At 68.1% G+C, this 21,313-nt stretch carries 14 protein-coding genes; 2 read left to right on the forward strand and 12 right to left on the reverse strand.

Annotated features, from left to right (window positions below):
- Positions 1-23 precede the first annotated feature (23 nt).
- The 5 genes from NMB40_RS10500 to NMB40_RS10520 form a co-directional block, all read right to left on the reverse strand.
- Positions 24-383 carry a hypothetical protein gene (locus NMB40_RS10500; RefSeq protein WP_494360990.1) on the reverse strand — a complete coding sequence of 120 codons (360 nt, stop codon included), beginning with the start codon at positions 381-383 and terminating at the stop codon, positions 24-26.
- Positions 380-1,108 carry an SGNH/GDSL hydrolase family protein gene (locus tag NMB40_RS10505; RefSeq protein ID WP_494361066.1) on the reverse strand — a complete coding sequence of 243 codons (729 nt, stop codon included), beginning with the start codon at positions 1,106-1,108 and terminating at the stop codon, positions 380-382. The genes NMB40_RS10500 and NMB40_RS10505 overlap by 4 nt, the downstream gene beginning before the upstream one ends.
- 55 nt (positions 1,109-1,163) lie before the next feature.
- Positions 1,164-3,536, reverse strand: coding sequence for a GH92 family glycosyl hydrolase (locus NMB40_RS10510; protein ID WP_494360991.1), 2,373 nt, complete (start codon positions 3,534-3,536; stop codon positions 1,164-1,166).
- A gap of 126 nt (positions 3,537-3,662) precedes the next feature.
- Positions 3,663-5,945 carry a patatin-like phospholipase family protein gene (locus NMB40_RS10515; protein WP_494360992.1) on the reverse strand — a complete coding sequence of 761 codons (2,283 nt, stop codon included), beginning with the start codon at positions 5,943-5,945 and terminating at the stop codon, positions 3,663-3,665.
- A 97-nt stretch (positions 5,946-6,042) separates the two neighbouring features.
- Positions 6,043-8,499 carry a S9 family peptidase gene (locus NMB40_RS10520; RefSeq protein ID WP_494360993.1) on the reverse strand — a complete coding sequence of 819 codons (2,457 nt, stop codon included), beginning with the start codon at positions 8,497-8,499 and terminating at the stop codon, positions 6,043-6,045.
- Positions 8,500-8,668: 169 nt separating this feature from the next.
- On the opposite strand from NMB40_RS10520, the gene NMB40_RS10525 reads away from it, so the two are divergent.
- Together NMB40_RS10525 and NMB40_RS10530 are read left to right on the forward strand one after the other, a co-directional pair.
- The gene (locus NMB40_RS10525; protein ID WP_494360994.1) at positions 8,669-9,445 is read left to right on the forward strand and encodes a HipA family kinase; all 777 of its coding nucleotides are present in this window, start codon (positions 8,669-8,671) and stop codon (positions 9,443-9,445) included.
- Positions 9,423-9,812 carry a DUF3037 domain-containing protein gene (locus tag NMB40_RS10530; RefSeq protein ID WP_494360995.1) on the forward strand — a complete coding sequence of 130 codons (390 nt, stop codon included), beginning with the start codon at positions 9,423-9,425 and terminating at the stop codon, positions 9,810-9,812. Before NMB40_RS10525 ends, NMB40_RS10530 begins: the two co-directional genes overlap by 23 nt.
- Here NMB40_RS10530 and NMB40_RS10535 read toward each other — a convergent pair whose 3' ends face one another.
- From NMB40_RS10535 to ligA, 7 genes are all read right to left on the reverse strand, one after another.
- A complete protein-coding gene (locus tag NMB40_RS10535) occupies positions 9,813-12,353 on the reverse strand; it encodes a membrane-bound PQQ-dependent dehydrogenase, glucose/quinate/shikimate family (RefSeq protein WP_494360996.1) in 2,541 nt (846 codons plus the stop codon). It lies immediately after the preceding gene.
- 164 nt (positions 12,354-12,517) lie between these two features.
- Complete coding sequence (gene gyrA, locus NMB40_RS10540) at positions 12,518-15,232, reverse strand: DNA gyrase subunit A (protein WP_494360997.1); 2,715 nt, start codon at positions 15,230-15,232, stop codon at positions 12,518-12,520.
- A gap of 214 nt (positions 15,233-15,446) precedes the next feature.
- Positions 15,447-16,508: an S-methyl-5-thioribose-1-phosphate isomerase gene (gene mtnA, locus NMB40_RS10545; RefSeq protein WP_494360998.1), complete on the reverse strand. Its 1,062-nt coding sequence runs from the start codon at positions 16,506-16,508 to the stop codon at positions 15,447-15,449.
- A gap of 20 nt (positions 16,509-16,528) precedes the next feature.
- Positions 16,529-17,230, reverse strand: coding sequence for a DUF3011 domain-containing protein (locus tag NMB40_RS10550; RefSeq protein WP_494361067.1), 702 nt, complete (start codon positions 17,228-17,230; stop codon positions 16,529-16,531).
- 156 nt (positions 17,231-17,386) lie between these two features.
- A complete protein-coding gene (gene epmA / locus NMB40_RS10555) occupies positions 17,387-18,331 on the reverse strand; it encodes an EF-P lysine aminoacylase EpmA (RefSeq protein WP_494360999.1) in 945 nt (314 codons plus the stop codon).
- Positions 18,328-18,813 carry a GNAT family N-acetyltransferase gene (locus NMB40_RS10560; RefSeq protein WP_282247062.1) on the reverse strand — a complete coding sequence of 162 codons (486 nt, stop codon included), beginning with the start codon at positions 18,811-18,813 and terminating at the stop codon, positions 18,328-18,330. The genes epmA and NMB40_RS10560 overlap by 4 nt, the downstream gene beginning before the upstream one ends.
- A 17-nt stretch (positions 18,814-18,830) precedes the next feature.
- The gene (gene ligA / locus NMB40_RS10565; RefSeq protein ID WP_494361000.1) at positions 18,831-21,293 is read right to left on the reverse strand and encodes an NAD-dependent DNA ligase LigA; all 2,463 of its coding nucleotides are present in this window, start codon (positions 21,291-21,293) and stop codon (positions 18,831-18,833) included.
- Positions 21,294-21,313 lie beyond the last annotated feature (20 nt).

Here is a 21,313-nt window from a genome sequence, read left to right on the forward strand (position 1 = left end):
CGCGCCAGCGCCGGCAACGGGGATCAGACCAGCGAACCCAGCATGAAGTAAGGCAGGTACATCGCAAACAGCACGCCCACCGAGCCCAGCAGTCCTGCGCCGAGGCCCAGCAGCCCGGCCAGGATGCGGCCGGCGATGGGCGGGCCGAAGCACCAGCACGCCCCCACCAGAAGCGGCGCGAGCCAGGCCAGCAGATAACCCTCGCTGTAGACGCGACTGATCCACGGCAGTGCCTGGCCGGCGCTGCCGAACATCTCCACGAACTGCGGCAGCAGCAGTGCCCCGAACAGGGTCACCACGAACGCCATGGCCACACTGGCGGCCAACCCCACCCACGGCAGGATGCGGGCACTGCGCTGCAGGAGCGGATGGGTGAGGTTCACTCAAGCGGTTCCAGCGCGCGTTCGACCGCCGCCTGCGCCAACGGCACCATCCGCGCATACCCCGCTGCGGTGGGATGCACGCCATCGGCCGCCACGGCCGGATCCAGGCCGCCCTGCGCGTTGGCGAAGGCCGCATGGTAGTCCAGCCAGACCAGCTTCCGGTCACGTGCGTAGGCGTGCAGGGCCGCGTTCAACGCCTTGACCTTCCCCGCAGGCTGCACGCCCGGCTGCCACGGGTACTCGCTGACCGGCAGCACCGAGGACAACACCACGGCGATGCCGTGCGCGCGGGCCAGGTCAACCATCGCGTGCAGGTTGTCCTCGATCATCCCCTGCGTGCCCGGGCCGGTGTTGCCGGCGATATCGTTGGTTCCCGCCAAGATCACCACCACCGCCGGATGAAGCGCGATCACATCCTGCTGGAAGCGCAGCAGCATCTGCGCGGTGGTCTGCCCGGAAATGCCACGGTTAAGGTAGCCCTTGCCCGGGAAGAAACCCGGGCTGCCGGTGGCGCCCCACCCTTCCGTGATCGAATCGCCATAGAACACCACGCGCGGTGCACCGGCGACCGGCGCCGGCAGCGCGGCGTTCTCCGCGCGATAGCGCTGCAGTTGCGGCCAGTCGGCAAGCCGCTGCTGCATGAAGCGGACCTCATCAGGCGTCACCTGTTGCACCGGCTTGAGCAGCAGGGGGTTGGTGGCCGGGGTTTCCGCAGCAGCGACCATCGGGGCCAAGGTGATTGCAGCCACGAGCGCTGCGGTGCATGTCCATGCGTGCATGTCAGTTCGGTCCATACGACGGTGGCAGCGTGGCGGTGCCCCACTGCGTGTTCTTCGCCGTGCCCAGTTCGAACTCCAGCGTGCCGCCGCTCTGCACCACGCTGGCCGGCAGCCAGCTGGCCTCGCTGGGCTTGCCATCCACGCGCAGCGACTGCACGTAGGGTGCGTCCATTGCCGCGCCGTTGGCCGTGATGGTTAGGGTGGCGCCGGGGCGCTGGATGACCGCCTCGCGGAACAGCGGGCTGCCGATCACCAGGTCGGCACGGCCCGGGTACAGCGGGTACAGACCCAGCGCCGACCACACGTACCACGACGACATCTGCCCCAGGTCATCGTTGCCGGGCATGCCTTCGGGTGCATTGGTCCAGATCTGGCGCATGGCTTGGCGCACGGTTTCCTGTGTTTTCCACGGCTGGCCGACGAAGTTGTACAGCCACGGTGCCGCCACCGAGGGTTCGTTGTCCAGCTCGGCATGCAGCGGGCCGGACTTGGTCACCGCCCACGCGCCATCTTCCTTGCGGAAGAACGCATCCAGGCGCTGGATGGCCGCGTCACGGCCGCCGAGCGTGGCGATCAGCCCGGCCGGATCGAACGGCACCATCCACAGGTACTGCGCACCGTTGCCTTCGACGAACTCCTCATCCGAGGCCGGATCGAACACCGGCCAGCTGCCGTCGGCATTGCGCGGCTGGATGTAGCCGGCCTGCGCGGTGGCCTTGGGGTTGTACAGGTTGCGCCACCAGCCGGAGCGTTCGCGGAACAGCGCCGCCCCCTGTGTGTCGCCTGCGGCGTTGGCAAGCTCTGCAAGGCCGAAATCGGCGGCCGCCATTTCCAGCGTGTCCGAGGCGGTACCCCAGCCCGGTGCACCCACCGGCATGTACTTCAGCGCCATCCACTGGTCCAGGCCCGGCCGCTGGCCGACGCACAGCACAGGGCAGCCGCGCCGGCTGAGGTCGCGTTCGGTCGGCACAGTGGCCGCCTGCTTGAGGGAGGCGTAGGCGCGTTTCAGATCGAAGTTTCGTCCCCCGAACGCGTGGATCGCAGCGACCGACGGCGGCGACGGATCGCCGTTCATCACCCCGGTGGCGCCGGTCAGGTGCGTCCAGCGGTCCCACACGCCGCCATTCTGGTCGGCCTGGTTGAGCAGCGACTGCGCGATGTCCGAGCCGACCTGCGGCTGCAGCAGCGTGACCAGCTGCAGCTGCGAGCGGTACACATCCCAGCCGGAGTAATTCGCGTACTGCGCACGCTGGCCTTTCGACAGCGCATGCACCTTGCCGTCCATGCCGCGGTAGCGGCCATCACCGTCACTGAACAGGTTCGGCGCCAGCAGCGTGTGGTACAGCGCGGTGTAGAACACGGTGCGTTCGTCGGGCGTTCCGCCGGCCACGCGCACCTGGCCCAGCGTCTTGTTCCATTCGGCGCGGGTCGCGGCCTGGGTCGCTTGCACGGTGGTGCCCGCCGGGCTTTCGCGGCGCAGGTTGGCGCGTGCGCCGGCCTCGTCCACGTAGGAAATGCCGATGCGCGCGGTCACCTTCGGGCTGCGCTTGGGATCGAACTGGATCCAGCCGCCTGCGCCTTTGCCCACCGGCGGGTGGCCCTGGGTGCCGTAGCTGGTGCCGCCACCGCCTTCGCGCGCGCCGGCCTGCACGGTCTCGTCGAGCCAGGTGCCGCCGACCTCGAAGGGCTGGTCGAATTCGGCCACGAAATGCAGCGTGTAGTAACTCTCGCGGCGATCCTCGGCCAGGTAGCCGCAGAAGTTGCCGGCGGTGACGGTGCCGCGCACGGTGCGCGTGTCCGGATCGATCACGATGCTCGAGTCGGTGCTGCCCACTTCGCTGTCGGAGGTGCGGAACAGCAGGTTGGCCGGCTTGTCGGCCGGGAACTGGAACTGTCCCACCGCCGTGCGCGCGGTGGCGCCCAGGTCCACCACCACGCCGTTGTCGAGCGTGAGCTGGTACGCGCCGGGGCTGGCCGATTCGCGCTTGTGGTCCAGCACGCTGGCATAGCGCAGCCCGGCCTCGGCCGACGACGGCGAAATTTCCACCTTGGTGGTGATCGGCATGATCGGAACATCGCCGCTGGCCCCGGTGCAGCCGGTGCCGGACACGTGGGTCAGGCTGAAGCCACGCACGCCATTGCCGCGCCACTCGTACCCGCCCGGTGCCGCGATCGCGAAGCGCTTGCCCGGCAGCGGGGTCATCTCGGGGCTGAAGGCCACCATGCCGAACGGCACCGACGGACCCGGATACACATTGCCGGCGTTGGTGGTGCCGATGAAGGGATTGACCTCGGCGGCGAGGTCGGCGGCCTGCAGGGCGCAGGGCGCGGCGGTCAGGACAAGCGAAACGGCAACCAGCATCGAACGGTGCACGACGAACTCCCAAAGCGGAAAGGACGGGCCATCAACGTAGCGCCACGTCCGTCGTGGCTGGATCGATTGTATCGATCTAAATCCTGTCCGCAATCAGACGAATGGCACCCCTGCCACCCCATCGCGTCAGAACCCGTCGAGGGTACGCAGCAACGAGCCAAAGGTAAGGTAGAACGAGTCGTGCCCGCCCTGGGCGCGGCCGTAGCCGAGGAACACCGGGCCAAGGAACGTATCGGCGCCAACGAACACGCTGCCCGCGCTCTGCATGCCGTCGATGTTCACCTGGTCGCGCGTGGCCCAGAACCCGCCCCACTCCAGGCTGCCGCCGATGTACAGCGGAATGGTCAGCAATGAATCGGCATGGGCCACGCGGCGGTAGTACACCATGCGCGCCAGCGCGGTCTGCGGCGCGAAGATCGCCTCTTCCGGGTACCCCGACAGGTTGCCCAGTCCGCCCAGGAAGCCGTAGGTGGCCAGCAGGTTGTCGCCGCCATGGGCCGATGAAATGCGCAGGCCACCGAGCCAGCGACTTTCGCCGCGCGCCCAGACGCCATCCCATTGCAGGCGGGTTACCGCTGCAGGATCATCCGTGCCCAGCGCGTCCAGGTAGTGCTGGCGGGTCAGCGACAGGCGCTGGCCGCGACTGGGGAACGCCGAACTGTCGATGGAATCGTGGCGCAGCTGCCAGCCGATGCTGCCCATGTCGGCGCGGTAGTTGCCCAGTTCACTGGGATCACCTACATCCAACCGGGTGCGCTCCTGGCCACGTTCGAGGAAGGTGGCCAGTTCCCAATCCGGATGCGGCGAATACGCCCAGCGCAGGCCACCCAACCATTGGCTGTAGCGGTACTGCGCCAGCGAACCGCGCTGCAGCAGGGCCAGGTCCAGGTCGGTGGCGCGGTAGCGTGCATAGGTCGACAGCGCGTGCCGGCCGCTGCTGCCGAACGGGTGGTAGTACTCGGCGAAGGCTTCTTCCACCTCGCCCAGCCCGATCCGCAATTTCAGTTCGGCCCCTTGGTCGGTCAGGCCGGTGCGGGTGAATTCGCTGATCAGCTGGTAGTTGCTGCTGCCATCGAAGTCATCGGACAGGCGCAGCGCGAAATGCAGGAAATCCGGGCCCCAGCGTTTGTCCTGCGGCGCGATGACCAGGCCGAACTGGTCATCGCGCTGGTCCAACCGCCATTGCACCTGCTCGTAGCGGCCTTCGCCGTAAGTCAACGCAACCTGGCGTTCGATCCGTTCCGGTTGCAGCGGCTGGCCCAGCTGCGGCTGCAGGCGCTGTTCGATGAAGCGCGGGGTGCGCGTGTCCTCGCGCAGCACGTCGATGAACGCCACGATCGGCGTTTCATAGGCCGGCGGCCGGTGCTGCTGCTGGAAGATCGCGTACTGCGCGGGATCAACCTGGTAGCGCTGGATGCCGGCCACTTCGGCTTGCGCGGCCTGCTCGCCCACGGCCACCGCCGCCGGCGAGTGGTTGAAGTCTTGGCTGCCCATGTCGCCCAGGGGCGGCGTGATCAGCAGGTCCTGTGCGCCCAGCGTGGCCAGCTGCGCATCGACCACGCGCTTCATCAGCACGCCGGCCATCTGGTGGCTGATCGCCAGCGGCGAATCCAAGCGTTCTTCGGTCATCAACGGCGTGCCCACCCGCACCACGATCAGGCGCTGCGCCCCGAGCCGGCGCGCTTCGTCGATCGGCAGGTTGTCGACCACGCCACCATCCACCAGCAGGTGGTCCTGGTAACGCACCGGTGCGAACACGCCGGGGACCGACATGCTGGCGCGAAGCGCCAGCGCCATGTCGCCCTGGCCGAACACCACCTTTTCGCCGGTGACGATGTCGGTGGCCACCGCCCGGAACGGGATGGGCAGCTGGTCGAAATCGCGCACCTGCCAGGTGGGCAGCAGCAGCCGGCGCAACAGCATTTCCAGTTTCTGGCCCTGGATCAGGCCGCGCGGGAACGCGATCTTGCCGTTGCTCAGGCCGACTTCGACCCCGCCGAGCAGGCGCAGGTCGTCTTCCTTGCGGCGCATGCTGCGTTCGTTGCGCGGTGGTTTGTCGCGCAGTACTTCGGCCCAGTCGATGCGGTCGAGCACGGTTTCGATTTCATCGGCCGAATAGCCGGACGCATACAGCCCGCCGACCACCGCCCCCATCGAGGTGCCGACAATGCAGTCCACCGGCACCCGCTCGCGTTCCAGCACCTTGAGCACGCCGATATGCGCCGCGCCGCGCGCGCCGCCACCGCCGAGCACTAGGCAGGTGCGTGGGCGGTCGGGGGGCGTGCCGGCGTGCGTATCTGGCGTTGCTGGCTGCGCCCCGGCGGCCAGTGGCAGCAGGAGCGCAGCAAGGGATACCAACACGCGGAGCAGGCGCACCTTCGTGTGCGGCGGACGGGGGTCATCCTGCATGGCAGCGCTCCTGGCGGCACAGTGTGGCCGATGCCCGCACTGTGCCTGTCCCACCCAAGCACGTCCAGATCGACGTGCAGCCACGCAGGGCGTGGCCCTACTTTGCGTTTTTGACGTAAGTGTCGAACCAGTTGAGCATTTCCGAGACGAGCTGCTCGTTGGATTCCAGCGCGGTGTACCAGTGCGGTTCGTTGGGCAGCATCACCAGCCGGGTGATCCCGCCGTTGCCGCGGATCGCCTGGTACAGCTTGCGCGACTGGAACGGTTCGGTACCCGGGTTGGCATCGTCCTCGCCGTGGACCAGCAGCAGCGGCAGCTTGATCTTGTCCGCATAGAAGAACGGCGAGGCCTTCAGGTACACATCCTGCGCCTGCCACACCGAACGCCGCTCGTTCTGGAAGCCGAACGGGGTGAAGGTCTTGTTGTACGAACCGCTGGTGGCCACGCCGGCCTTGAACAGGTTGGTGTGCGCGATCAGGTTGGCGGTCATCAGGCCGCCATGGCTGTGCCCGGTGACGCCGATCCGGTTGCGGTCCACCACGCCCAGGTCCACCGCCTTGTCGACCGCGGCCTTGGCATCGGCTTCGAGCTGCTCCAGGTAGGTGTCGTAGGCGTTCTTCGGATCACCCACGATCGGGAACGAGGCGTTGTCGATGATCGCGTAGCCGGCCAGCAGCATCAGCCTGTACGGCGCCAGGCGGGTGAAGGTCTGCTGCGAGCCGGAGACCTGCCCGGCCTGCGCCGCATTGGCGAAGTCGGCCGGGTAGGCGTACAGGATCGCCGGCACCCGCTGGCCTTCCTGGTAGCCCGGCGGGGTGTAAAGGGTGAACGACAGGTCCACGCCGTCGGCACGCTTGTAGGTGACCAGGCGCTTCTTGATCTGGCGCACTTCCGGGGTCGGATCGGTCAGCGTGGTCAGCGCGCTGGCGGTGGAGGTGTACTGCGCCTCGCCGTCCTTTGCGCTGGCAGCACGCTCGCCCTGCTGGCGCACGAACGCATTCGGCGGGTCCATCACCGACTGGTGCCAGGTCAGGTAGCGGCCCGGGGTCGCGGTCAGGCCCAACACCTGCTCATAGGCGTCGGCGTCACTGCGGAACAGGCGCTCGGTCTTGAGCGTGACCAGGTCCAAGCGGTCCAGGAACGGGCGGTCGCCCTGCGGCGAACTGCCCTGCCCGCGCAGGAACACGAAGCTGCCGTCCTGGCGCACCACCGGCGCGCCGTTGGGCAGGCGCTTGAACACAAGGTTGCCCGGGTCGGCGTACAGCTCGTCGCTGGACAGGTCCCAGAGCAGGCGGCCCTCTTTTTGGGGCTGGTCGACATCGACGATGCGCGTCTGCCGCCAATGGCGGTTCTCATCGTTTTCGAACAGGAACGACACCGCCGGATCCGCGCTCCAGGCAATGCCTTCGAAGCGCTGCGCGGTCCGCGCGATTTCCTGCGGCTTGGCGGAGAACGGTGCCTTCAGCGCCAGCACGCGGTCGCGGTGCGGCACGGTCACTTTCCAGTCGCCCTTGTCCAGCGCTTCGGCATAGACCAGCGTGGCCGGCTCGGTGGAGCGCCAGTCGAAATCTCGCGGGCCTTCGGGCACGCCGTGCACCGGCACGCGGTCGGCCAGCGGCAGGCTGGCGATGGGCGTGCTGCGGCCCGTGCCCAGGTCGACCACCGCCACGTCATTGGCGAAACGCTGGTAGGTCACCGCATGCGAGAACGGCGCCTTGAGGGTTTCGGTGAGCACATGCACGCCATCGGGCGCGGCATTGACTTCGTTGTACAGCGCCGGCGCGCCGATGGCGCGCACGCTGCCTGCGGTGGCGTCCACCACGGCCAGCTGCGAGGCACCGTAGTACGCGAACAGGGCTTCGTCATGCGCGCTGGTCAGGGTGTCGCGGGCTTCGTAGGTGCTGCTCTCGCCGCTGCTGCCGAGTGATTCCTGCACGTCCGGGCCACCGGGGCCGTTGCCGCTGCCCGGGGCCGGGCCCTGGTTGGCCGGCACGGTCTTGACCAGCAGCTGCTGGCCACCGCCCAGCCACTGCACGGTGTAACCGAAGATGGGATTGAGCTGCACGCCCGGGATCTGCTTGACCTGGCCGGTCTGCGCATCACCGACCCACAGCTGCACCGAGGTATCTACTGCGTTCTGGAACGCGAAGTGGCTGCCATCGGCCGACCACTGCGCCACCCCGGCACAGCCCTTCGGCAACGCGACCTTGGTGGTGCGGGCGGTGCCGACATCCACCAGCGAGAAATCGGCGACACAGGCCGGAATGCCGTAGCCGCCCTGGGTATCGTGGCGGCTGCGGTTCTTCGGCTCCAGGCGCACGCCGGCCAGCTTGAGATACGGCTGGGCAACGCGCTCGATCGACGGATAGGTCTGCAGCGTGGTCAGCAGCAGCCGCTGCCCGCTCGGGTCCAGGCTGGGCTGCGGCGGTGGCGGCGCCTTGAGCACCTTGAGCAGCTGCTCCGGTGGCTTGGCGTAATCGGCGAAGGCCGGTGCGGCCAGGCTGAGCGCGGCCGCGGCAACGGCCGTGGCAAGACAGGTACGACGGACGAGCATCCAGATCCCCTTGAAGGTGTGGGTCCCGGCGGCGCACATGTCGCCGGCATGCCCCTGAATCTAGCACCGGGGGATGCGCCGGGAATGGGCCGAAAGCACTGGATGTGCGTTCGGGCTGCGTTGGCCGATGCGGTAAAGTGGCGCGGTTCGTTCCATCACTGGATGCCCCTTGCGTACCGTCCACGCGCTCCGATACATCACCCCGCTCCGCGAGGGCGGTTCGCTGCCCGCCGTGGTCGAGACCGACGACGATGGCATGGTCGTGCTCAAGTTCCGTGGCGCCGGCCAGGGCCCGAAGGCGCTGATCGCCGAGCTGGTTGCCGGCGAGATCGCACGCACGCTGGGCCTGCCGATTCCGGAGATCGTGTTCGTCGAGCTTGACCGCGAGTTCGCGCGCACCGAGCCGGATCCGGAAATCCAGGAGCTGATCCGCGCCAGCGAGGGCCTGAACCTGGGCAGCGATTACCTGCCCGGCGCGCTCAACTACGACGTGGCGGCGATGCCGGTGGATGCCGACCTCGCCTCGCGGATCGTGTGGTTCGACGCCTTCACCAGCAATGTGGACCGCACCGCGCGCAACCCGAACCTGATGGTGTGGCACCGCAAGCTGTACCTGATCGACCACGGTGCGGCGATGTATTTCCACCACGATTGGGCCACTGCGGGCGAAGCCTGCGAGAAGCCGTTCGTGCTGATCCGCGACCAGGTGCTGTTGCCGTTCGCCTCGACGATTGCCGAGGTGGACGCCGAGCTGGCGGCGCGGCTGCCGGATGCGGAGATCGAACGCATCGTCGCGCTGGTGCCGGACAGCTGGCTGGTGGACGAACCCGCGTTCGACAACCCGGTGGCATACCGCCAGGCGTATGTCGATTACCTCAAGCGCCGCCTGCAGGCGCGCGCCGCGTTCGTACAGGAGGCCATCCGTGCCCACGCTGCACACGTATGACTATGCGGTCATCCGCGTGGTACCGCGGGTGGAACGCGAAGAGTTCATCAACGTTGGGGTGATCGTGTCCTGCCCGGGTGCCCGGCACCTGCAGGCGGCAATCGAGATCGACCCGGCGCGGATGCAGGCGTTCGCGCCGTCGCTGGACCTTGAAGCGCTGCAGCCGTGGCTGGATGCGATCGTGGCGATCTGCAGGGGCGATGCCACCGCAGGCCCCATCGCGCAGCTGCCGGCGCGCGCGCGCTTCCATTTCCTCACCGCCAAGCGCAGTTCGGTGGTGCAGATGTCGAGCACGCATGTAGGCCGCACCGTCGATCCCGACGGCGTGGTGGAACACCTGATGCGGAAGATGGTGCGGGTGGTGTGATCAGTGGGGCGCTGCCGGGGGTTTCGGCAACGCATACGCCATCACGTAATCGCCGGCCGGGGTTTCCATGAAATGGTGGCCGCCGGCCATGATCACCACGTATTGGCGGCCGTCGTATTCGTAGACCATCGGGTTGGCCTGGCCACCGGCCGGCAGCTTGGCGTGCCACAGCTCCTTGCCGGTCTTCAGGTCGATGGCGCGCAGCAGGTCGTCGGTGGCCGCGGCGATGAAGATCAGGCCGCTGGCGGTGAGTGCTGAGCCGCCGTTGTTCGGGGTGCCGATCTCGATCGGCAGGCCGGAGCGGATGCCGAACGGCCCGTTGCCGCGCGCGCTGCCGAACGGACGGTCCCAGAGCAGCTGGCCCGAGCGCAGGTCGATGGCGCGGATGCCACCGTAGGGCGGCTGCTTGCACAGCAGCTTGGTGAACGGCAGGCGCCAGCCGGCGTTGACGTCGATGGCGTACGGGGTGCCGGTCTGCGGGTCCCCTGCCCCTTCGGCGCCGCCACGGTCGGCACGCACCTGCTCGCGCGGCACCCAGCCCTTGCGGTCCGCTTCGGCGCGCGGCACCAGCCGGTTGTAGTTGGGCATGTCGTTGTAGTTGGCCACGATCACGCCGTGGCGCGGATCCACCGCGACGCTGCCCCAGTCCGACCCGCCGTTGTAGCCCGGGTATTCGATGGAATGACGGTCTGACGTGGGCGGCGTGTAGAAGCCCTGGTAACTGGCCTTGCGGAACTGGATGCGGCACACCAGCTGGTCGATCGGGGTGATGCCCCACATGTCGCGCTCGGTCAGGTCGGGCTTGCGCAGCGTGTGGTACAGCGAGAACCGCTGGGTCGGCGCACGTTGCTCGGGTTCGACCCCGCCGCCGGGTACCGCGCGCTCTTCCGCCGGCGTCAGCAGTTCACCGGTGCGCCGGTCCAGCACGTACAGGTCGCCCTGCTTGGTCGGCAGCAGGATCGCCGGCACCTTGCCGGCGGCGGTCGGGTAATCGATCAGCGTGGCCTGCGAACCCAGGTCGTAATCCCAGACATCCTTGCGCACGGCCTGGAAGTTCCACACCGGTTTGCCGGTGGCCACGTCCAGCGCCACCAGCGAGGTGGCGTAGCGGTTCTGGTTTTCAGTGCGCGAGCCGCTCCAGTAGTCGCCCGCCGAATTGCCCATCGGCAGGTACACCAGCCCCAGCTGCTCATCGCCGGTGGCGGTGGTCCACATGTTCGGCGTGCCGCGGGTGTAGGTCTGGCCCTGCGGCGGCAGCCCGCTGCGGTCGGGCGCGTCCATGTCCCACGCCCAGCGCAGCTTCCCCGTCTCGGCGTCATACGCCTGGATCACCCCGGACGGGGCATCGCGGCGCTGCCCGTCCAGCACCTGGTGGCCGGTGATGATCACCCCGCGCACGATGGCCGGTGGCGAGGTGATGGACACATAACCCGGCGGAACCTCGCCCATGCCCAGGGTGATGTCGACCTGGCCGTTGTTGCCGAAGCCCGGGCACGGTCGCCCGGTAGCGGCATCGACGGCGATCAGGCGCCCGTCCAGGGTGCCTTCGATGATGCGCGCCGCGCACTGCGCACGGTTGCCCGCGGCGAGCGGCCGGTTGCCCATGCTGGGCGGTGGTTCGGGCAGCGCCAGGTCGGCGGCGACGTCGGCCAGCACCGGGTCCACCTGCGGCACGCCGGGCACTTCGTAGTAGGCCACCCCGCGGCACGCAGCCGTGTAGGGAATGGAAGCGTCCTTCACCTTCGGATTGAAGCGCCAGCGTTCCTTGCCGGTGGCCGCGTCCAGCGCGATGAGCTGGTTGCGCGCGGTGCACAGGTACAGGCTGTCGCCCACCTTGAGCGGGGTGGTCTCGGCGCCCCAGCGCTTCTTCGGCAGGTCGCCGGTGCGGAACTGCCAGGCCAGTTCAAGCTCGCCGACATTGGCCGGGGTGATCTGCTGCAACGGTGAATAGCGCGTGCCGGCGTTGCTGCGGCCCCAGGCGGTCCAGTCACCCGGGGCGGGCTGGTCGGCGGGCTGCGGACTGGCGTCACGGGTCGGGGCAAGCCCGGTACCGGTGGCATCAACCGGGAACGCCTGCGCACCCGCCACCGCCCCGTGCGGGACGAAGGCCAGGGTGAATGCCACCGCGAACACCAGGCCCAGCACCCCGGCCAGGGTGCGGGAGACGCGCCGCGGCACCGGCGTGCGCAGGGTCGGCAGCAGCAGCGCGAGCAGGAAGCCCAGCGCGGTGATCACGCCCAGGCGCGGCACCCAGCGCCAGTAGTCACTGCCCGATTCCCACCACGTCCAGCCGAAGGTGCCGACAAACACCAGCAGGTAGACCCACGCGCCGCTGCGCCGGTTGCCCCACAGCAGCACGCTGGATACCAGCAGCCCCAGCCCGGCCAGCGCGTAGTACCAGGAGCCACCAAGCTGCACCAGCCAGATGCCCAGGCCACCCAGCACCAGACCGAGCAGCAGCAGCAGGATGGCAAGCACGGTGATGAGTGGATGGCGCGCGGGCGCCTCCATGATCGACTCGGACGACGGTGCAGCGGACATCGGTATCTCCCCGGGACGGCAGAACCCTGTGCCGGCCTCCCCGCTGGCCGGTTTCTCCGCTTATGCCAGTAGCGGCGTGAATGCCGCGCGTTTTTTGCACGCGGGCCCGAAACGAACAACGCCGGCACTGGGCCGGCGTTGTTCGTTCTACCTTGCGATGTCGATCAACCCTGCGGGCTGTCGTCGCCCGCCGCCGTTGCGGGGGCGACCTCGACCGGCGTTGCCGCCGAATCGACTTCGTCCTCGACATCGTCGATGGACGCATCCATCCGCTCCACCGCCTGCAGCTTCTCGTCCTTGGACAGGCGGATCAGGGTCACGCCCTGGGTGTTGCGGCCCACGCGCGAGATTTCCGAGCCGCGGGTACGCACCAGGGTGCCGCCGTCGGAGATCAGCAGGACCTCGTCGCGCGAGCCCATCAGCACCGCGCTGACCAGCTTGCCGTTGCGCTCGGTGGTCTGGATGCCGATCACGCCCTGGGTACCACGGCCCTTGCGCGGGTAATCCGGCAGCGGGGTGCGCTTGCCGTAGCCATTCTCGGTCGCGGTCAGGATGTACAGCATGCTGTCGTCGTCGCCACCCTCGATCACGGCGTCGCCGTTCTCGACCGTGGTCTCTTCCACCTGCACGTCGTCGTCGTTCTCGTCCTCGCTGCCGCCGGCACGCTCGGCCACGATCAGGCTGACCACTTCCTCGCCCTTGGCCATCTTGATGCCGCGTACGCCGGTGGCGGTACGGCCCATCGAACGGACCCGGTCTTCGCCGAAGCGCACGGTCTTGCCGTTGGAGGCGAACAGCAGGATGTCGCGGTCGCCGTCGGTCAGGCCCACGCCGACCAGCGCGTCACCCTCGTCGAGGTTGATCGCGATCTTGCCGCGCGCCAGGCGGAACGCAAATTCGCTGAGCGGGGTCTTCTTGACGGTGCCGTTGCGGGTAGCGAAGAACACGAACTGGCCTTCGGCGTACTCGCGTACCGGCAGCACGGCCTGCACCCGCTCACCGGATTCGAGCGGAATCCAGTTGATGATCGGGCGCCCGCGCGCATTCGAACCGGCTTCGGGCAGCTGGTGCACCGGCAGCCAGAACACCTTGCCCGAGCTGGTGAAGGTCAGCAGCGTGTCGTGCGTGTTGACCAGCCACAGCTGTTCGATGAAATCCTCTTCCTTGGTCGACGCCGCGCTGCGGCCACGGCCGCCGCGACGCTGGGCGCGGTAGGCACTGACCGGCTGGCGCTTGACGTAGCCGGCGTGCGATACGGTGACCACCACGTCTTCCGGCGCGATCAGGTCCAGGATGTCCAGGTCTTCTTCGCTGTGGCGGATCTCGGTGCGGCGTTCGTCGCCGAACTCGGTGCGCACGTTGACCAGCTCTTCGCGGATGACCTGCAGCAGGCGGTCCGGATCTTCCAGGATGTGGATCAACCCGGCGATGGTTTCCAGCAGCTGCTTGTACTCTTCGGTCAGGCGGTCCTGCTCCAGCCCCGTCAGGCGGTGCAGGCGCATTTCCAGGATCTGGGTGGCCTGGATCTCGGTCAGCTGGTAGCCGCCCTCGATCAGGCCCACGCCCTTGGGCAGGTCTTCCGGACGCGAGGTTTCCGCGCCGGCCGCACCCAGCATCGAACCGACCAGGCCCGGTTCCCACAGGCGCGCGAGCATGCGCTCGCGGGCTTCATTGGGATTGGGCGAGGTCTTGATCAGTTCGATCATCTCGTCGATGTTGGCCAGCGCGACGGTCAGGCCTTCCAGCACGTGGGCACGGGCGCGCGCCTTGCGCAGCTCGAATACGGTGCGGCGGGTGACCACTTCGCGGCGGTGGCGCACGAAGGCCTCGAGCATCTGCTTGAGGTTCATCAACTGCGGGCGGCCATCGACCAGCGCCACCATGTTGATGCCGAACACCGATTCCATCTGGGTCTGCTGGTAGAGGTTGTTCAACACAACTTCCGCCGACTCGCCGCGCTTGATCTCGATGTAGATGCGCATGCCGTCCTTGTCGGACTCATCGCGCAGCTCGCTGATGCCTTCGAGCTTCTTTTCCTTGACCAGCTCGGCGATCTTCTCGATCAACCGGGCCTTGTTCACCTGGTACGGGATCTCGGTGACGATGATCGATTCACGGCCGTTGTCGGCCACTTCGATATCGGCCTTGGCGCGGATGCGCACCCGGCCACGACCGGTGCGGTAGCCGGCGACGATGCCGGCGGTACCGTTGATGATGCCGGCGGTGGGGAAATCCGGGCCCGGGATGTACTCCATCAGGCCGTCAACGTCGATCTCGGGGTTCTCGATCAGCGCGATGCAGGCGTTGATCGCCTCGGTCAGGTTGTGCGGCGGGATGTTGGTCGCCATGCCCACCGCGATACCGGCCGAACCGTTGACCAGCAGGTTCGGGAACCGGGTCGGCATGACCGTCGGCTCCAGTTCCTTTTCGTCGTAGTTGGGCTGGAAATCGACGGTTTCCTTGTCGATGTCCGCCATCAGCTCATGGGTGAGCCGCGACATGCGGGCTTCGGTGTAACGCATCGCCGCGGCGGAGTCGCCGTCGACCGAACCGAAGTTACCCTGGCCATCGACCAGCATGTAGCGCAGCGAGAACGGCTGCGCCATGCGCACCAGGGTGTCGTACACCGACTGGTCGCCATGCGGGTGGTACTTGCCGATGACGTCACCGACGATACGCGCCGACTTGTAGTAGGGCTTGTTGCTGTGCGCGTTCAGCTCGTTCATCGCGTACAGCACGCGGCGATGCACCGGCTTGAGGCCATCGCGCGCATCCGGGAGGGCGCGCCCCACGATCACGCTCATGGCGTAATCGAGGTAGCTCTTGCGCATCTCGTCTTCCAGGTTGACCTGGATGATTTCCTTGGCGTTTTCTGCCATTCGGGTTCCGTTGTCTGGTAGCGGTCCAGTCCGTCGCGCCGGCCCTTGCGGGGCGGCGGCGTCGGAATCTCGATTAACTGACGGAGTCTACCACAACGGGGGCCTGATATCCCGTTTTTACAGGGCTTTTACCGGCGAGAATCAGATACTTACGGGGTAGTTAGGCACACGCCGGCGGCGTACCGACCAACGGTCGGTACCTACCCCGGGTGGATCAACCGAAGGCAGCCTTCATGTTGGCGACCGTCGGGCTGAGGATCACGCCCTTCTCGGTCACGATGGCATCGATCAGCTCGCCCGGGGTGACGTCGAACACCGGATTCCAGGCGGCAATGCCCTCGGCCACGGTGCGGGTACCGCCCACGCCGTACAGCTCGCCCGGGTCGCGCTGCTCGATGTCGATCTGGTCGCCGTCGGCGGTGTCCATGTCCACCGTGGAGGACGGCGCCACCACCATGAACTTCACTCCGTGGTGGCGGGCGGCGATGGCCAGCTGGTAGGTGCCGATCTTGTTGGCGGTATCGCCGTTGGCGCAGATGCGGTCCGCGCCGACGATCACCCACTGCACCGCCCCGGTCTTCATCAGGTGCGAAGCGGCCGAATCGGCGATCAGGGTGGCGTCGATGCCGTCCTGCTGCAGCTCCCACACGGTCAGGCGCGCGCCCTGCAGCCACGGCCGGGTCTCGCCGGCGAACACCCGGCCGATGCGGTGCTGGGCCATGCCCGCGCGGATCACGCCCAGTGCGGTACCGAAGCCGGCGGTGGCCAGCGAGCCGGTGTTGCAATGGGTCAGCACGCCGCTGCCGGCGTCGATCAGGCCGGCGCCCAGCGCGCCCATGTGGCGGTTGGCGGCCAGGTCTTCCTCGGCGATGGCCTGCGCTTCGCGGGCCAGCACCTGCGCCCAATCGGCACCGGCCGGCGCCACGGCGCGGCGCATGCGCGCCAGCGCCCAGGCCAGGTTGACCGCGGTCGGGCGTGAAGCGTTCAGGCGCTGCAGCGCCGGTTCCAGCTTGGCCAGCGCCTGCGCGCCATCGTCGGCCTGCACCTGCTGCGCCGCCAGCACCACGCCCCAGGCAGCGGCAATGCCGATGGCCGGCGCGCCGCGCACGGTCAGGGCGTGGATGGCCTCGGCCACCGCGTCGCTGTCACGGCATTCCACGTGTTCCACCACGAACGGCAGCTTGCGCTGGTCGAGCAGCTGCAGGGAATCACCGGTCCACAGGATCGGACGGATGTGGTCGTAGCGGGCGTAATCGATGTCGGGGGATGCGTTCATCCCGTCATTGTAACGGGCGCTCAATTCACATGGAATTCGGCGCGGCAGCCGTTGTCGACCCACACCCCGCGGGCGTCCCAGCCCCAGTCGCGGCCTTCCTCGCAGGGGCTGCCGGACAGCTGTTTGGACAGGGTGGCGCCCTTGCTGATGCCGGCCCCGCAGAAGCGACGCTGGCGCGACTTGGATTCGCAGACCAGGGCGCGCGGCACATCGAGGAAACCACTGCCGTCGGCGGCACCCACCTCGAAATCGCCCTGGCAGCCACGGCTGGTCCACACTTCGTTGCGCTTGACCCCCCAGCTGTGGCCTTCCCGGCACGGCATCGCCGACAGCTGACGCAGCAGGCGCACCGGCGCGCCCTGCAGGATCACCGGGCAGCTCTGCGGGCGGCCATTGGATTCGCAGCGCAGCACCCGGCGCACCTTGCGTTCGCCACCGGTGCTGGCACCGGGCGCGCCACGGCTGCGGAACTCGGCCCGGCACCCCAGCGTCACCCAGACGCCGGTGCGGTCGGTGCCCCACTCCGAACCGCGGATGCAGTTGTTGTCGGACAGCTGGCGGATGAGGTCGACGCCGTTGGCGACCGGCATGTCGCAATGCACCCACTCCATGTCGCGCGACTGGCAGCGCACCACCTGCCCGGCATAGCCGGTCTCGGCCCACGCCGACAGCGGCAGACAGGAAGCAAACAGCACCAGCCCCAACGCCGGCAGGCGCCACATCGACGCAGACGGCGTTGGTGCAGCAGCTTCCACCCGATTCATCAACTCCATACCCGCCGCCACTGAACGATTACGTCGCCACCATCCGACATCGGGTGTGATCAGAGCATCATCACGCGACCCGCGCAAGGCACTTTCATGGCGACTTCACTGCAATCAGGCGTGGGCGAAATCGAACGCGAGCACATCGGCAATCCGGGCGGTGCGATTCATCGCCATCAACAGGCGATCCACGCCAACCGCCACGCCGGCGCAATCGGGCAGCGCGGGCAATGCATCGAGCAGGCGCTGGTCCAGCGGCGGCAGCATGGCGCCGCGTGCCTGCCGCACCGCGTGGTCACGCACGAAGCGGGCGCGCTGTTCATCGGCATCGTTCAGCTCGTGATAGCCGTTGGCCAGCTCGACCGCGCCCAGGTAGAGCTCGAAGCGTTCGGCCAGCGGCGGCGTGCCCGGCCGCACCCGCGCCAGTGCGGCCTGGCTGGCCGGCCAGTCGTGCACCACCGTCATCTGGTCATCACCGAAATGCGGCTGGATGCAGTGGGTCATCAACAGGTCCAGCCAGTCGTCGCGGGTCAGGCCGTCGGCGTCGATGCAAACCCCGGCCAGCGGCGCCTGCAGCTGCTCCAGGCTGGCCTCGAACGGATCCAGCCCCACGTGCGCCTGGTAAAGGCTGCGATAGTCGAGCACCTGCAGTGTCGCTTCGCGCCCGACCTGCGCCAGCGCCGCGCGTACCAGTGCCACGGTTTCGTCGATCAGGCGGTGGTGCTCCCAGCCCACCCGGTACCACTCGAGCATGGTGAACTCAGGGTTGTGGCGGCCCCCCGCTTCGCCATTGCGGAACACCCGGCCCAGTTCGTAGCAGTCGCCCACGCCCGCCGCCAGCAACCGCTTGAGCGGGTACTCGGGTGAGGTGCGCAGCCACCGCTGCGCGCTGCCCGCGTCGACGTGGCCACTGAAACGGGTGTGGAAACTGTCGATGTTGGGTTCGGTGTTGCCGGCCTCGGAGAGGATCGGTGTTTCGACTTCCAGCACGTCGCGCTCGGCAAAGAACGCGCGGATCAGCGCGTTCAACGCCGCACGCTGGCGCAGCGCGGCGATCACGCGCGTGCGTCCCGCAGGCGGTCGGCCAGCTGCAGGGTGAGCAGGCTGCGGGTGTCATCGACATAGCCGGTGGCCAGGTACAACCGGCGCGCCAGTTCGTTGTGGTGGTTCACCTCCAGCCGCATGCGCTCCACCCCGCGCGCGTTGGCGCGCTGTTCCAGGATGGCCAGCGCCTGCTTGCCGCGGCCACGGCCGCGTGCGGCATGGCTGAGGTACAGCTCATCCAGCAGCGCGAAGTGACCGCCCTGCTCCAGGCTGAAGCCCATGGCCAGCGCGGCGTGGCCCACCACTTCACCGGTTTCGGACAGCCACAGCAGCACTTCGCCGTTGCGCGGATCTTCCAGCAGTGCGGCCAGCGCGCGGCGCACGCGCGCTTCGTCGAAGTCCAGGTGGTCTTCGGCGTAGAACTCGCGCATCAGGCCGACCACCAGTTCGGTGTCGGCGACGGTGGCGAGGCGGAAGTCGAGGGGGGAGGTCTGCATGGGGATTCAATCCGTTTTCAGTTGGCCGCCAGGAACGCGACCAGGCGGTCTTCGTCCCAGACATCGATGCCCAGTTCGGTGGCCTTGGTGAGTTTGGAGCCTGCCTCGGTGCCGGCGACGACGAACGAGGTCTTCTTCGAGACGCTGCCGGCGACCTTGGCGCCAAGCGCTTCCAGGCGCTCCTTGGCCTCGTCGCGGGTCATCTGGGCGAGCGTGCCGGTCAACACCACGGTCTGGCCTTCAAGCGGCCCTTCGCTTTGGCCGGTCGCCTCCGGAGCGCGCTCCAGCAAGGTACGCCGGTACGCATCGGCCTTGAGCAGCATCGGCCCATGCCCTTCGCGGTCGAGCCAGTCGGCCACGCCCAGCGCCACCTCATTGGGCAGGCCGGCGGCGACCAGCTGCACAGGTTCGGCATCCAGCACGCTGGCGGCATCGGGCAGCATGGCCGCCAGCTTTTCCGCGCGCAGGCGGGTGATCCCGGGAATTTCGGCCTCGACCAGCAACTGCGCGAAGTCCAACCCGTCGCGCAGCTTGGCGCTGGGCGGGTGGGCGTCGCTGATGCGTACCTGCCCGACCTGCAGCAACGCGTCAATCGCCTCCTGGTTGCCCGGCTGTTCGAAGAAGTGGCCCAGCGACCGTGCTACTTCACCGCCGATATCCGGCACGCGCTTGAACAGCGGCCACGGCAGGTGGCGGATCAGCTCCAGGTCACCGAACCAGGTGGCCAGCGCCTTGGCGGTGCTTTCGCCCACGTGCTCGATGCCCAGCGCGAACAGCAGCCGTTCCAGCGTGGTGGTGCGGCTGGCGTCGATCGCGGCGATGAGATTGTCGGCCCACTTGGTGGCGATCTTCTTCGTGTTCCAGCTGAAGGTCGCTTCCAGTGCGAGGGCGCGGGCGCGCCAGCTGTCGTCGGTGGCATCCAGTGCCAACACGTCGCGCAGGTACTGGCCACTGCCTTCGGGCGGCAGGTGCAGGCCGATCTGGTTGGCCAATGCCTGCGGCGATTCGGCGTCCAGCACCAGCTTCAGCTGCAGCAACTGGTCGCGGGTGATCCGGTACAGGTCGGCCACGCCGCGCACGATCCCGGCATCGACCAGGGTTTCAATGTACTTGCCGCCCAGCCCGTCGATATCCATCGCGCGGCGCGAGGCGAAGTGCGCGATGGCTTCCTTGCGCTGCGCCGGGCAGCTCAGCTCGCCGGAGCAGCGCCAGGCGGCCGCGCCTTCCTCGCGCACGATCTCCGCGCCACATACCGGGCACTGGGTGGGCATGCGCCACGGCGAGGTGCCCGCCGGGCGGCGGTCGGCGATGACGCTGACCACTTCCGGAATCACATCGCCGGCGCGGCGCACGATCACCGTATCGCCCACGCGCACGTCCAGCCGCTCGATCTGGTCGGCATTGTGCAGGGTGGCGTTGGAGACGATCACCCCGGCCACCGCGACCGGATGCAGGCGCGCGACGGGCGTGGCCGCGCCGGTACGCCCGATCTGGATTTCGATCGCTTCCACCGTGGTGGTCTGCTCCTGCGCCGGGAACTTGTGCGCGATGGCCCAGCGCGGGGCGCGCGACACGAAGCCCATCACCTCCTGGCCGGCACGGTCGTCGAGCTTGTAGACCACGCCATCGATGTCGAAGGCCAGTCCGTCGCGGCGTTCGCCGATGTCACGGTAATAGGCCAGCAGGCCCTCGCTGCCCTCCACCACCTGGCACAGCTCGCTGACCGGGAAGCCCCACTCCTTGAGCTGGGCCAGCGTGGCCGAATGGGTCGGCGGCAGTTCACCGCCCTGCACGTCGCCGATGCCGTAGGCGTAGAAGCTCAGCTTGCGCCGCGCGCTCATCTTCGGGTCGAGCTGGCGCAGCGAACCGGCGGCGGCATTGCGCGGGTTGGCCAGCACCTTGCCTTCGTGGAGGCGCGCATCCGCGTTGTAGGCCTCGAAATCGGCGCGGGCCATGTAGACCTCGCCGCGCACTTCCAGCACCTGCGGCCAGCCACTGCCCTGCAGCGTGTGCGGGATCACCTTGATCTGGCGCAGGTTGGCGCTGACGTCCTCACCGGTGGTGCCGTCGCCACGGGTGGCACCCTGCACGAACCGGCCGTCTTCGTAACGCAGGCTGATGGCCAGGCCGTCGAGCTTGGGTTCGGCTGAGAAACGCACGACATCGCGGCGCAGGCGCTCGGCGATGCGGCGCACGAAATCCTGCACTTCCTCATCGCTGAAGGCATTGCCCAGCGACAGCATCGGCACCGCGTGGCGCACCTCGGCAAAGCGCGAGGCCGCCTTGCCACCCACCCGCTGGGTCGGCGAATCGGCATTCACCAGCTCCGGGTGGGCCTGTTCCAGCGCTTCCAGCTCGCGCACCAGGCGGTCGTACTCGGCGTCGGGAATCAGCTGCTCATCGCGGTCGTAGTAAGCCTTGCCGGCCTCGTCGATCTGGCGGCGCAGGATCTCGGCACGTTGGGCGGGGCTGGGACTCATGCGACAGGCATCCTGGAAGG

The sequence above is a fragment of the Stenotrophomonas sp. FBCC-B152 genome, from assembly GCF_059134105.1.

Bases quoted from the DNA above. Each gene is read 5' to 3' on its own strand.
- NMB40_RS10550 (WP_494361067.1), bottom strand. From the start codon at position 17,230: ATGTGGCGCCTGCCGGCGTTGGGGCTGGTGCTGTTTGCTTCCTGTCTG.
- NMB40_RS10505 (WP_494361066.1), bottom strand. From the start codon at position 1,108: ATGGTCGCTGCTGCGGAAACCCCGGCCACCAACCCCCTGCTGCTCAAG.
- ligA (WP_494361000.1), bottom strand. From the start codon at position 21,293: ATGAGTCCCAGCCCCGCCCAACGTGCCGAGATCCTGCGCCGCCAGATC.
- NMB40_RS10520 (WP_494360993.1), bottom strand. From the start codon at position 8,499: ATGCTCGTCCGTCGTACCTGTCTTGCCACGGCCGTTGCCGCGGCCGCG.
- NMB40_RS10515 (WP_494360992.1), bottom strand. From the start codon at position 5,945: ATGCAGGATGACCCCCGTCCGCCGCACACGAAGGTGCGCCTGCTCCGC.
- NMB40_RS10535 (WP_494360996.1), bottom strand. From the start codon at position 12,353: ATGTCCGCTGCACCGTCGTCCGAGTCGATCATGGAGGCGCCCGCGCGC.
- mtnA (WP_494360998.1), bottom strand. From the start codon at position 16,508: ATGAACGCATCCCCCGACATCGATTACGCCCGCTACGACCACATCCGT.
- NMB40_RS10560 (WP_282247062.1), bottom strand. From the start codon at position 18,813: ATGCAGACCTCCCCCCTCGACTTCCGCCTCGCCACCGTCGCCGACACC.
- gyrA (WP_494360997.1), bottom strand. From the start codon at position 15,232: ATGGCAGAAAACGCCAAGGAAATCATCCAGGTCAACCTGGAAGACGAG.